At 74.0% G+C, this 13,285-nt stretch carries 8 protein-coding genes; 3 read left to right on the forward strand and 5 right to left on the reverse strand.

Translation table 11 applies throughout. The features are described from left to right. Window positions 1-75 precede the first annotated feature (75 nt). From AB0L95_RS16490 to AB0L95_RS16505, 4 genes are all read right to left on the reverse strand, one after another. Window positions 76-831 carry an alpha/beta hydrolase gene (locus AB0L95_RS16490; RefSeq protein ID WP_365162339.1) on the reverse strand — a complete coding sequence of 252 codons (756 nt, stop codon included), beginning with the start codon at window positions 829-831 and terminating at the stop codon, window positions 76-78. Window positions 832-917: 86 nt separating this feature from the next. Beyond that, the gene (locus AB0L95_RS16495; protein ID WP_365162341.1) at window positions 918-3,665 is read right to left on the reverse strand and encodes an AAA family ATPase; all 2,748 of its coding nucleotides are present in this window, start codon (window positions 3,663-3,665) and stop codon (window positions 918-920) included. 166 nt (window positions 3,666-3,831) lie between these two features. Continuing rightward, on the reverse strand, window positions 3,832-5,016 hold the full coding sequence (locus AB0L95_RS16500; RefSeq protein WP_365162343.1) for a helix-turn-helix domain-containing protein: 1,185 nt from the start codon (window positions 5,014-5,016) through the stop codon (window positions 3,832-3,834). 145 nt (window positions 5,017-5,161) lie between these two features. Further along, a complete protein-coding gene (locus tag AB0L95_RS16505) occupies window positions 5,162-5,623 on the reverse strand; it encodes a hypothetical protein (RefSeq protein WP_365162345.1) in 462 nt (153 codons plus the stop codon). A gap of 183 nt (window positions 5,624-5,806) precedes the next feature. Here AB0L95_RS16505 and AB0L95_RS16510 point away from each other — a divergent pair, with 183 nt between their 5' ends. Beyond that, window positions 5,807-10,396, forward strand: coding sequence for a cation-translocating P-type ATPase (locus tag AB0L95_RS16510; protein ID WP_365162346.1), 4,590 nt, complete (start codon window positions 5,807-5,809; stop codon window positions 10,394-10,396). Window positions 10,397-10,430: 34 nt separating this feature from the next. Here the strand turns inward: AB0L95_RS16510 and AB0L95_RS16515 are convergent, their stop codons facing one another. Then, entirely contained in the window at window positions 10,431-11,018 is a 588-nt protein-coding gene (locus tag AB0L95_RS16515; RefSeq protein ID WP_365162348.1) for a universal stress protein, read from the reverse strand. Window positions 11,019-11,411: 393 nt separating this feature from the next. On the opposite strand from AB0L95_RS16515, the gene AB0L95_RS16520 reads away from it, so the two are divergent. Both AB0L95_RS16520 and lysA read left to right on the forward strand, forming a co-directional pair. Next, entirely contained in the window at window positions 11,412-11,846 is a 435-nt protein-coding gene (locus AB0L95_RS16520) for an SAV_915 family protein (RefSeq protein ID WP_365162349.1), read from the forward strand. 13 nt (window positions 11,847-11,859) lie between these two features. Then, window positions 11,860-13,194, forward strand: coding sequence for a diaminopimelate decarboxylase (lysA, locus tag AB0L95_RS16525; RefSeq protein WP_365162351.1), 1,335 nt, complete (start codon window positions 11,860-11,862; stop codon window positions 13,192-13,194). Window positions 13,195-13,285 lie beyond the last annotated feature (91 nt).

The following is a 13,285-nucleotide window of genomic DNA, read 5'->3' on the forward strand; positions in this document are numbered from 1 at the left end:
TCCCGCGTCGCGGTGCGGGGTCCGGGGCTGTCTCCCGCGCGCGGTGCGGGGTCCGGGGCCGTCTCCCGCGTCGGCTCAGAAGGCCTGACCCGGTCCCTCGCCGTCCTCGCGGCCACTGCCCTGTGCGGCGGCCTCCCGGATCATCGCCGCCACGGCCTCGGGCCGTGACAGCATCACCGCGTGTGAGGTGTCCAGGAAGTGCTCTGTGGCGGCCATGCGCTGCGCCATGAAGCGCTGAGCGGTGGGGTTGAGCATCCGGTCGGCGGTTGCGATGGCGTACCAGGACGGCTTGCCGGCCCAGGCCGGCGGGCCCGCTCTGCCGGTCAGCGCCCGCCGGGCGATCGGGCGCTGCACCACCGACCGCACCCGAGTGACACAGGACGGCAGATCGGCCGCGTACACCTGCGAGAACTGTTCCTCACGGAGGGACAACTCGCCCTCCCCGCCGACGACGTACCCGGTCTCGACCATCGCGTCGGACCCCGGCATCAGAGGAAAGCGGCTCGTGATGTCGAGGACGCGCTCCCCGGCGTCCGGAGCGAACGCCGCTATGTAGCACAGCGCCACGACGTTGTCGGCGTCGGTGGCGGCCTCCGTGATCACCGCGCCGCCGTAGCCGTGGCCGACCAGGACGACCGGGACGCCGAGGTGGCCCACCACACTTCTGAGGTAGGCCGCGTCCTGGGGCAGACCGCGCAGCGGGTTCGCGGGAGCGCGGACCGGTAACCCGGCGGCGTGCAGGACACCGATCACCCCGGCCCAGCATGAGGCGTCTGTGAACGCCCCGTGCACGAGCACGACGGCCGGCGGTTGGGGGGTGGACTGGTGCATGGCCGGTGACCTCCGACTGAGTGCGACGCCCCAGCCAAGCGCACCCGCCTCGGGCGGGCATCGCGTGAACGTACCAACCGGTCCGCTCAGTCGTCGGGCAAGGCCCTGACCAGGTTGGCGAGCTGAACCCGGGAGCTCACCGACAGCTTGCGGAAGACGGAGGTCAGATGAGTGTTGACGGTGTGCGGGGAGACGACGAGCAGGTCGGCGGCCGACCGGTTGGTGTGGCCCTCGGCGATGATGCGCGCGACCTTCCTCTCCGAAGCCGTGAGGGCCTCCCAGCCCTGGACCGGGCGCTCCACCGCCGCCGCCCTTCGGCCCTTCGCGCCCGCGGCCTCCAGGTCGCGCTGCACGCGTGCCGCTGCGGCATGCGCGCCGGACTCGGTGAATGTGCCTTGGGCCTCGGTCAGGGCGGTCACCGCCTGGGGCTTTCGGCCCGCCGCCAGGAGCGCCTGTCCGAGGTCGGCGTGGGCGGCGGCCCGGACCAGCGGACGAGGACTCGCCCGGAGCAGTGTCACGGCGCGGTCCAGCAGGGCGAGATCGTTGCGTACGAGCCCGAGGGACTGGGCGGCGATGCCCGTGGTGGTGGGCACGGCCGGGTTGCGTGCGGCGTGGGCCTCGGCCTGCGCGGCGAGGTCCGCGGCGAGAGCGTGGTCCGCGCCGCGCAGCGCCATGCGTATCGCCGAGTCGACCCAGTCGCGCAACAGTCGCCAGCGCAGGAAGGGGCCTTCGTCCTGGACGCGCCGGATCCTGTCGACGGCGAGCTCCGTGTCGCCGTCGGCCTCGGCGTGGACCGCCTCCAGGAAGCGCACCGCGGCCGTGTTGCCCGGGTTCGTTTTGACCGTCAGCCGTTCGCGCGCCGCGGTCAGATGCCGCCGCGCCGCCTCGCGATCGCCGCGCAGCAGCGCGATCCGGGAACGGATCACCCGCGCGTTCACCTGCTGGACGGGCACCTGTACGTCGTCCTCCAGGCGCTCCATCGTCACGAAGTCGGCCTCGGCGTCGTCGAGTCTGCCCAGGCCCAGATGCTGCTGCCCCTGTCCCCACAACAGCATGGCCTGACGGAACGTGCCGGCCTTGTCCGCGGCCCGCAGAAGCAGTCGTTCGCCCGCCTCGAAGTCGTCCAGATGCTGGTGCGCGACGATCTCCTCGGGGAGGAACACGGGATCGACGGCGCTGAGCGCGGCGAAGTGTTCCAGCGCCAGGGCGTTCTCACCCGCGTTGAGCGCGGTCTCGCCGAGCCCGCACAGGGCCACCACATGCGCCTCCCGGTCACCGATCGCGGTTGCGGCACTCAGCGCGGTCTCGCCGGCCTCACGCGCCACGGCCAGATCCTGGCCCCGGGACAGGGCGAGCGCACGCAGGGCGGCCAGCCGCGCCTCGATCTCCGGGGCGGCACCCCCGGTGGCGAGGGCCGTCTCGGCCCGGCGGCGCAACTGGTCGGCGAGATCCATGCTCCACAGCGTCCCGCCGAGGGCGGCCTGCAGCCGGCTGAACGCCTCCAGCGAGGGGCGGTCGGCCAGCAGCCGGTCGGCGGTCGACAGCGCCTCCCGGTTCCGGCCGGCCCGGGTCAGACAGACGATCGCCTGCTCACCCACCGTGAACCTCAACGGCCGTGCGGGCAGCACCAGTTCCAGGGCGCGTGTCATCAGGTCGGCCGCGAGGTCCGGCGTGACCGGCAGTACGTCGTCGGCGGCCTGCCGCAGCAGCGTCACGGCCTCCTCGTCCCCGGGCAGGGCACTCCTGAGGATGTGCGGTACGGCGTCGACCGGCCGGCGGCCCGCGGCGGCGAGTTGGCGGGCGGCCTCGCGGTGCAGCGCCTTGCGGGCCGACGGGGGGATGTCGACGTAGACGGCCTGACGCAGCAGATCGTGCCGGAAGACCAGACGATCGCCGTCGTCGTCGAGGAGGCCGGCGCGTACCGCCTCCTCGAGCGCCGGGATCAGCGTGGCGGGCGGGCGGCCACAGAGCGCGGCGGCGTCGTGGAAGCAGAACCCGCTTCCCAGCACCGCTCCCATCTGGAGGAAGCGCAGGGTGTCGGGCTGCAACGACCTGAGTCTGCCGCGCACCCCGACTATGAGGCCCGGAGGCACCGGATCGTCCGAGGCCTCGGCGGTCCGCAGTCCCCCGAGCATCTCGACCGCCAGGAACGGGTTGCCGCCGGCTCCGTCGAGCAGGTCCCGTACCCGCTCCTCGACGGCCGCCCCCAGGGTGTCGCCGGCCAACTGCCCGATGGCCGCGCCGGACAGCGGCCCCAAGGGCACGGTGAGCGTCGCGAGGTCGCCCGTCGCGGCGGCGACGATCTCCTCCGCCGGACCGGAGGGGCTCTGCCGGGCGGTGATCATCCACAGCACCGGTGAGGTCCGCAGGCGCGCCGGAAGCTGCTTCAGGGCCAGCCGGCTCAGCGGGTCGGCCCACTGCACATCGTCCAGCGCGATCAGCACCGGTATCTGCCCCGCCCTGGCCTCGATCGCCTCCGCCAGACGTTCCACCAGCCAGATCCGCTGATCGTGATGGCGGGCGAGAGCGACGAAGGCGTCGTCGGACAGCAGCGGCCGGTCACCGTGCAGGACGCAGGCCGCCAACGACGACAGCGGCACGATGTGATGCAGCTCATCGGCCTTGCCGAGACCCACCGAGTATCCCGCTGCCCCGGCCCGGTCCGCGGCCTCGGTGAGCAGCGTGGTCTTGCCGATGCCGGGTTCCCCCCGGATCAGGGCCAGCGCGCCGCTTCCGGTGCGGGCCACCGAGGTGATCAGTGCCTGGAGCTCCGCGAGTTCGGCCTCCCGCCCGCGCAGACCGCGCCGCGACAGCGATCCACCCGACCCCGCCACTTGCCTACGTCCTTTCCTGCCCGCGCCCGCGGCGGCTTCCGCACGCAGGGACGATGCATCGGGGGTCACTATCTCAAGAACCGCTGCGCAGTGCACACCCGTGGTCGGGACGGGGGACGGCGGCGGAAACCCGGCAGGGCCCGACGGAGAGGTGGCAGGAGGGTCCCTACTTGGCCGGTGAGGCCATGCGGTCGAGGGCGTGGGGGCCGGGCACCTTCTCACAGCATCCGGCCGCTGCCCCGGCCTCGCCGACGAGGTGAGCCCGGCGCCGGACGGCGGGCGGCCCGGCATGCCGGCAGCGCGGCGCCCCCGCCTCCGGCTCAGCGGGCGCACCCTTGGGCAGCGGATGCGTACGGGACCCCGACGTCGCCGCGGAGTTCCGCCACTCGGTGGGGGACATCCCGTAGACCGCCCGGAACGCCCGGCTGAAGTGGGCGGCGCTGGTGAAACCCCATCGGCGGGCCACCGCGGCGACGGTCCGGCCCTCCACCTGCCGGCGGGCCAGCTCACGTCGGCACTCCTGCAGCCGACGGCGCTGGATCCACCGGCTGACGGTGGTGTCCTCCGCCTGGAAGAGCTTGTGCAGATAGCGCACGGAGATCTGGTGGGCGCGGGCTATGGCCGCCGGCGTCAGATGCGGTTCGGCGAGGTGCCGGTCGATGAACGCCTGGATCCGCAGGACCAGCACCCCGGTGCCGCTCGGGCTCTCGCCCACGTCCTGGCGGAGTTGCTCCTCGGCCAGGGCGGTGAGGAAGTCGACGACGTTGTGGGCCAGCGCCTCACCGGTGCGCGGCGGGTACGTCGCCGCCGAGTCCACGACCTTGGTCAGAAAGGGCGACAGCAGGGAGCCCAGCGTGGTGTCGGGGCGGATGGGTGTCGCGGTGATCCGCTGGAGGTCGGAGTCGCGCAGACCGAGGAGGCGGCGGGGCAGGACGATGGACTTCGTCTGGAACGGCCTGGAGAACTCCATCCGTATCGGGCGCGCCATGTCGCAGAAGACGATCTCCCCGCCGTCCAGGACGGCCACGCGGCCGTCCTGCTCGACCCGGGCGGCACCCCGGGCCAGGAGTTTGACGACAAGGGGGGCGTCACCACCTCGGGCGATCAGCCGCGAAGTCCGCCAGACCCGCAGAGGACCGCTCTCCACGGTGGCGACCCGCAGTCGGCCCAGCGGGGCCGTCCGGACGGCCCCCGAGCAGAGGTGGTCCGGGACGGCGATGTCGACGGCGCCGAACGTCCGGGACAGCGTCTCGCGCCAGCACGCCGTTCTTCGGTCGGTGGGCTCGGAGTCGGTGGTGCAGTACGTGCTCGAGAGCCGCCCGGTCTTCGGTGTCGATGGATCCAGCGACATGATCTCCGCCCTTCGGCCGGTGTGCTTTCCGCCAGTACCGTGCCAGCGGGCCCAGGGGCGGCACATCGCGTGAATCCGCTATATATGACGTGCCTCCGTCGGCCCGTACGGCTTCCGGTACGCCTCCGGCGGGGCCGCGCCCGTCTCACCTGGAGGGCGTGGACCGTGTGGGCAGGCCCTTGGTCCGCAGTACGGCGTAGCCGATGCCGATGCCCACTGCCAGCGGCCACTCGACGGCGCCCATGACCGCCAGCGCGCCGAGACCGGCGTACAGGGGCAGTCCGCGTCGGGCGGTCAGTGCGCGTCCGGCGGTGACCATGGGGCCCGCGGTGACGCTGACCGCCCGCGTGGCCGCCTCACCGAGCCCGGGGAGAGCGAGGGTGATCGTGCGCCCGCCGGCCCCGGCACTGCTCTTCTGCTCCGGCGCCTCCCCGGTCCCCTCGGCCTCAGGCCGCCGCGTCTTCCGCGGAGCCGAGGGCTTGTTCGTCTCCGACGGCTTCCGCGCCACGGACTGCTTCTGTGTCACGGGCTGCTTCTGGGTCGGGCGTGACGGCTTCGGTGCGGTCGCGGTCTTCGGGTCCTTCTCGGCGGTCCTCGGCGTGGTCACGGCTCACATCCGTTCGTGGGGTCCGGAACGTCGCCCCCCGGCCAGGCACAAGCTACCGCCGGCCTCAGGGCCCTGCGAGCCGGGCAGCCGTTCGGAGCAGCACTTCGGGCGGCGGCGCCCGGGGTCACTCATGCTGATCGGGAAGTGACGAGCAACCGGCCTGCCTGCTGCGGAGGGACGCGGATGTCGCTGTTGTCCGGGGTGATTCCGCCGCTGCCGGCGCCGTTGACCCGAAGCCTGAAAGGCGGCATGGCCGCCGGTGTGCGTGAGGCATTGGGCGGGGCCGCCCTGCTGCTCGGCGTGGACAAGCGGGATGTGTGGTCCCGCCCGGGGCGCTGCCACATCGATGTGCGGGGGGTGCGGGGTCCGCGCGGCATGTGGGTGGGCCGGCTCGTGGAGCGCGCGCTCGAGGAGCATCCCGGAGTGCTGTGGGCGCGGGTGAACGCCCCCGCGGAGCGGGTGGTCGTGGAGCTGGGCTCGCCGCCGCCGTCCCGGCAGGAACTGATCGGGATCATCGCCCATGCGGAGGCCCACGGGGCGGCCGGCACCGCGGACGAGGGCGGGTTCGACGGGTGGTGCCCCGAGCCGCACCATCCGTGCGAGGCACCGCGCGCCCGGCCCACCCTTCCGGTCCTCGCGGCGGACATCGCGGGGCTGCTGCTCGCGGTGGCCACCCGCCTGTCGCCGTGGACCCCGCTGCCCGCCGAGGTGGGGGCGCTCGCCACGGTCGTCCAGTGCCACCCCCTGCTGCGTCGGCTGGCGGCGTCGGTCCTCGGCGAGCGAGAAAGCCCGGAATCAGCGCTTCCGGCACTCAACGCTCTCGTCCAGGGTGTGGCCACCCGCGGCGGCGGCCTCGTCCTGGACGCCGCGCAGCGGCTGGCCCAGTGGCGGGAGGCGAACGCGGCTCTTCAGGCGTGGGCGGAGGCGGAGCCGCGACTCGTACGGGGACCGGAGGACGCGCGGGCCGAACCGACCCTCACCCAACGACCCCAGGTGCACCAGGATGTGACGGCGCGCTATGCCGCACGGGCCATGGGGGCGGGCGTGGCCGTCGGCGCCCTGACGACCCCCGGCGTGGGGCCGAGGCGAGCGCTCGCGGTGGCGTTGTCCAGCATGCCGAAGGCGCCGGAGGCCGGGCGGGAGGGCTTCGCCACCAGTCTGGGCCGATTTCTCGCGCTGCGGGGTGTCGTGGCCATGGACCGCGGCGCGCTGCGCCGACTGGGCCAGGTGGACACCGTGCTCCTGGACGTGGACGCGCTGCGCAGCGGCCGCCATGAACTGACCGATCTGGAACTGCTCGACGGCGCCGAGCCCACCGAGATCTCCGACCGGCTGTTCGCCCTGTTCGACCCGGCCGTACCCGGTCGCGTCCACCACGACGGCGACGGCTGGACGCTCGGCCCCCTGGCGGACCTGGAGCTGACGGACGGCACCGGCCGGGGGGTCGCGGACCGGCTGCGGCACCGGGGCAGCGAACAGGTGCTGGGCCTGGTCCACGGGCGCCGGCTGGTGGCCGTGGCGGGGGTCGCGACCCAGACGCTGCCCGGCGCGCAGGCCCTGGCGGCCGCGGCCCGCCGTTCCGGGATCCGTGTGGTCCTCGCCGGCGACCAGCCGTATCCCGAACTCGGCTTCGTCGACGCGATGGTGCCGACGGGGAGCCGACTGGTGGCGTCCGTACGAGGGTTGCAGGCGGACGGTCGCGTGGTGCTGCTGGTCTCGGGGAACCGCCGCGCGCTCGGAGCGTCCGACTGTGGCCTCGGCGTGCACCGGGAGGGAGAGCCCCCGGCCTGGGGCGCACATCTGCTGGTCGGCACCGACCTGGACTCGGTCGCGCTGATCCTCACGGGAGTCGGCGTGGCTCGCCAGGTCGACCGGGACAGCGCGGTGCTGGCCGCGAGCGGCAGCGGCATCGGCGCCGTCGCGGCGCTGCGGGCATCGGCCGCCGAGGCGTGCTCGCGCGGACAGGCGGCGTGCAACACCGCCGGGGGGATCGCCTTCGGCCTGGGGGTCTGGCGGGCCCGGCAGCTGTGCTCGCGCCCGGTCACCCCGTCCGTGGAGACCGTGCCCTGGCACCTGATGACGCCCGCGCGGGCCCTGGAGCGGTTGCGTACGGGCATCGACGGGCTCTCCGCGGAGGAGGCCGAGGCACGGGCCAAGGGCCCGGCACGGACGGGCGGGCCGCCGCAGGCCACCCTGCCGTCGGCGTTCGTGGACGAGCTGGCCAACCCGCTCACCCCCGTGCTGGCCGGCGGCGCGGCTCTGGCCGCCTCCGTGGGTTCCCGGGCGGACGCCCTGCTGGTCGCCCTGATCACCGCAACATCGGCCCTGGTGGGCGGCGTGCAGCGGGTGAGGACCGAACGAGCCCTCGCCGAGCTGACCGCCCGCTCCGCCGTGGGCGCCCGGGTGCGCCGCGGCGGCGCCGAGCTGCTGGTCACCGCGGAGGACCTGGTGCCGGGAGACGTGGTGCTGCTCCGGCCGGAGGACGTGGTGCCCGCCGACTGCCGTCTGCTGCGGGCCCAGGGCCTGGAGGTCGACGAGTCGTCACTGACGGGAGAGTCCCTGCCCGTGGCCAAGGACCCCGCTCCGGTGGTCGCCGCACACCTCACCGACCGTTTCTCCATGCTCTACGAAGGCACCACCGTCTCCGCCGGAGAGGCGGTGGCCGTGGTCGTGGCCACCGGGCCCGCCACCGAGGTCGGGCGCACCATGGCCACCGCCCGGGAGGCCGCACCCGTCACCGGCGTCGAGGCCCGGCTGTCGTCCCTCACCAAGGCCAGCCTGCCCGTGGCGACGATCTCCGCGGCGGCGGTGGCCGGCGCCGGTCTGCTGCACGGACGCCCCCTCTCCGAGAGCCTGGCCTCGGCGGTGAACCTGGCCGTCGCCTCGGTCCCCGAGGGGCTGCCGTTCCTCGTCAACGCGGCCCAACTGGCCTCCGCGCGCCGCCTGGCCGAACACGGTGCTCTCGTACGCAACCCCCGCACCATCGAGGCGCTCGGCCGGGCCGATGTGCTGTGCTTCGACAAGACCGGCACCCTCACCGAGGGCAATCTCCAGCTGGCCGCCGTCAGCGACGGAGACCGCACGCTCCCCGTCGACCGGCTCGCCCCACGGCACAGAAGCGTCCTGGCGACCGCCCTCCGCGCCACCCCCGCCGCCCGCCAGTCCGAGCCGATGGCGCACCAGACCGACCGGGCGGTGGACGCGGGAGCGCGCCGGGCGCGGGTGTCGGTCGGCCGTGGCGCGCCCCGCTGGCGGCGCACCGGCACCCTGTCCTTCGACCCGTCCCGCGCCTACCACGCCACCACGGGCAGTACCACCGACCGCACCCTGCTCAGCATCAAGGGCGCCCCCGAGACCGTGCTGGACCGCTGCCGGTACCGCCGTCTGAACGGGGTACGGACCGCGCTCGACGACGCCGGGCACAAGGCACTCACCCGGGCCACCGAGCAGCTGGCCGGAGCCGGCCGCCGCGTCCTCGCCGTCGCCGAACGCACCATGCGGCCGGGGGAGGAGCTCACCGACGCGGTGGTGTGCGATCTGGACTTCGTGGGATTCGTCGTACTGGCCGACCCGGTGCGCCCCGGGGCGGCGCCGGCCACCACCCGGCTGCGGGCGGCCGGGGTGCACACGGTCCTGCTCACCGGGGACCACGCCGCGACCGCAGAGGCCATCGCCGCCTCCGTCACCGGCGACCCGAACCAGATCGTGTGCACCGGACCGGAGCTGGACCAGCTCGACGACGACGCGCTGGACGCGCTGCTGCCGACGGTGGATGTGATCGCCCGGTGCACCCCGCACCACAAGGTGCGTATCGTCGAGGCGTTCCAGCGTCTGGGCCGGGTCGTGGCGATGACCGGCGACGGGGCCAACGACGCCCCCGCCATCCGGCTCGCTGACGTCGGCATCGCGCTGGGCCGACGGGGCACCCCCGCCGCCACGGCCGCCGCCGATCTGGTCATCGGTGACGACCGCCTGGAGACGATCGTCACCGCCCTGACCGAGGGCCGGGCGATGTGGACCTCGGTCAGGACCGCGCTGGCCATTCTGATCGGCGGCAACCTCGGCGAGGTCACCTTCAGCGTGCTCGCCTCCGCACTGTCCGGCAGCTCACCGCTGAGCGCCCGTCAGATCATGCTGGTCAACCTGCTCACCGACCTCGCCCCCGCCCTCGCCATCGCGGTCCGCACCCCCGCCGAGGGCACCGGGGAAGCGCTGCTTCAGGAGGGCCCCCACCAGTCGCTGGGCACCGCGCTCACCCAGGAGATGCTGCAGCGCGGGCTCACCACCGCCCTCGGTTCCGGGCTGGCCTGGACGGCCGCCCGCTTCACCGGCACCCGACGCCGAGCCGGAACCGTGGCGCTGGCCGCGGTCGTCGGCACCCAGCTCGCCCAGACCCTCGCCAGCGGCGGTGCCGACCGTCAGGTGCTCGCCGCCACCATCGGCTCGGCGGCGGTGCTCGTCGGCATCATCCAGACCCCGGTCGTCAGCCAGTTCTTCGGATCCACTCCGCTGGGCCCCGTCGGCTGGGGTATCGCCTTGGCGGCCATCACCGCGGCCACGCTCCTGCACGGACCACTGGAACCCGTCGCCGGTTTCCTGACCCGCATGGGCCGAGGGCCCATCGCGGCGGACCCGGACGGTGAGGCGCAGGACTCGGTGCTGCCGTCATCGGCCGCGGCCGCTCTCGCCGCGGCCCCGATGGCGTGGCTGAGCGGGGCGCTGTCCCGCTTCGGCCTGCCCACACTTGGCTTCGGCCCGCCGGCTCCTCAGTGAGGGTCCGCGGCCACCGAGCAGACCGGCCGGCCGTTCAGCCCGCTGCCGAGTCCCCGGGCGGCACCGTCTCCAACTCCCGGGTGAGATGGCCCGTGTCCAGGCGCAGCCGCCAGGCGTTCCGGCGGTGGGCGGTCGTGAGCGCGGCCTCGAGCGGGGAGGGGGGCACCGCCAGGACGGGGCAGGAGGCGTGCGCGAGGCAGTAGCGGCTGACCGACGGCCACAGCGCGCGGTGCCATCGGGAGCGGTGCCCGGCACCGACGATCAGCACATCGTCCTCACGGGCCGCGATCTCCACCAGCGCCGGGCCCGGGGCGCCCCGGGCGATGAGCGCCCGCATCGGCAGCCTCGGGCCCGCGGCGCCGAACACGCCGCCGAGCGCCTCGACCAGCCGTTCCCGCGCCAGGCGCTCCCACTCGCCGACCAAGACGCACGCCGCCGGGGACCGCCGGGCGGCCAGATCCCCGCCGGGCGGCTCCCATGCCAGTACCGGCCACAGCTCCGCGCCACGGCGCCGGGCTTCGTCGGCGGCCCGGCGCAGGGCGGCGACGCTGTTCGGCGAACCGCTCACACCGACCACGACACGGGTGGCTGAGTGGGTGTCGTCGGACTCGGACTCGGACATCACACACCGTTCCTCACGCGCCGAAGAGGCGGTCCCCGGGCGGTCCCCGGGCGGCTCCCGCCGTCGGCGATGGACGTCGATACCGTGTCCATCTCACGCCCGACGCGGGCCGCGGAACAGTCCTCGCGCCCTTTTCCTGACACCCCCCTGACGGCCTTTTCAAGGCCCCTGGCCAGCGGTGTCAGCAACGCGTCAGCGTCGTCCCGGTCGCCGTCAGCATCCCGTCAGGAGGGGTCCGGCATGCGGGGTGGCCGGGCATAGCGTCATCGGCGAGCCGCGGTCCGCCCCGCCGGATGAGGGGCGCCTCGCACACCCCGGCAGGACCACCCGGCTCATCCCTGAAGAACCACCCGCTCGTCCTTGAAAGACCGCGGATCCCCCGGGAGGCATCCCATGGCAGAAACCCTGTACGCCGAAGACCCCGAACCCTGCGATCGGTTCCCGGCCGGACCTCTGTACGTCCCGGTCCGGTCGGGCCCGTCACGGTGCACCGCTCGGCTCTTCCGTACCCCCCTAGGCGAACGTACGGCCGTCGGCTTCACCTCCGAGCGCAGACTGACCGCCACGCTCGGGCCTTCCCAGGAGTGGATCAGGCTCGCCGAACCCGCGCTCCGCGCGATGACCGCCCCGCTCGGGGTCACCACCGTCACGGTCGACCCCCAGTTCACCGCCCCCGCGCCCAGCCGCGGCGAGACCCTGCCCCGCATCCGACAGCACTCCGGCACCCGCCGTGAGCGCACGCACACCTGGGATCCGCAGGCCGTGGGCGTGCTCCGGGTGACCGGCGCCGCGGCCCTCGTCTCGGCGCTGTCGCTCTGGCTCGGCTGAGAGGGAGGACACGATGACCACCGTCCACGAACCCGCGATCACCACGACCGCCGACGAGCTGTCGGTATGGCCGGCCTCGACCGCCGAGCCCCACCCCGGTGACCTCGCCGTCGGCGGCGTACCGCTCGCCGAGATCGCCGAGCGCTTCGGCACTCCCGTCTACGTCCTCGACGAGGCCGAGGTCCGCGACCGCTGCCGTACCTACCGGGACGCCTTTCCCGACGCCGAGGTCCTCTACGCGGCCAAGGCGTTCCTGTGCCGCGCCATGGTCCACTGGATGGAGGAGGAGGGCCTGGGCCTCGACGTCTGCTCGGCCGGCGAGTTGGAACTCGCGGTCACCACCGGTTTCCCGCCGGAGAAGATCGTGCTCCACGGCAACGCCAAGTCCCCGCGCGACCTGGAGACCGCCCTGCGTCTCGGCGTCGGCCGGATCGTCATCGACAGCCCGTCGGAGATCGCGCGGCTGGCCGCCGCGGTCGGGCCCGACGGCCATCAGAAGGTCATGGTCCGGGTGGTGCCCGGGATCCACGCGGGCGGCCACGAGAAGATCCGCACCGGCACCGAGGACCAGAAGTTCGGACTGTCGATCTCCGACGGCTACGCCCAGCACGCCATCGCCCGGATCCTGGACCAGCCGCAGCTCGAACTCACCGGCCTGCACTGCCACCTGGGCTCGCAGATCACCAGCGTGAAGCCGTATCTCCAGGCGGTACGCCGACTGGTGGGCCTCATGGCCCGGCTGCACGAGCAGCACGGACTCGTCCTGCCCGAACTCGATCTCGGCGGCGGCCACGGCATCGCCTACCGCCCCGGCGAGCAGGCCCTTGACCTGACCACGCTGGCCCGCAAGGTCCGTGCGGAGCTGGTCGAGGCATGTGCGTCGGCCGGGATCGCGGCGCCCCGCCTGATCATCGAACCGGGACGGGCCATCGCGGGACCCGCGGGTGTCGCCCTGTACCACGTCCTCGCGGTCAAGCGCACCGGCAGCCACACGTTCGTCGCCGTCGACGGCGGGATGAGCGACAACCCGCGGCCCGCCCTGTACGGGGTCCGGTACGCGCCCCGGCTGGTGGGCCGGCGCGGCAGCTCCACCCTGCACCCGGTCACCGTCGTGGGCCGGCACTGCGAGGCCGGGGACGTGCTGGCCACGGATGTGGACCTCCCCGACGACATCCGCCCCGGGGACCTGCTCGCCGTGCCCGTCGCCGGTGCCTACCACCTGTCGATGGCCTCCGGCTACAACCTGGTCGGCCGCCCGCCGGTGACCGCCGTGAAGCAGGGCCACGTCCGGCTCCTGGTCCGCCGCGAGTCCCTGGACGACATCCGCAGGCGCGACGTCGGCCTGTAGGAGCGCGGCCTTCCCCACGTCACCTCCGGGCGGGACCCGGTCCGGCCCTCGCCCGGAGGTGACCCGGCCCCGCGCCGCACGCGCGGGAGAC

The sequence above is a fragment of the Streptomyces sp. NPDC052036 genome, from assembly GCF_040680495.1.
Lineage (GTDB): Bacteria > Actinomycetota > Actinomycetes > Streptomycetales > Streptomycetaceae > Streptomyces.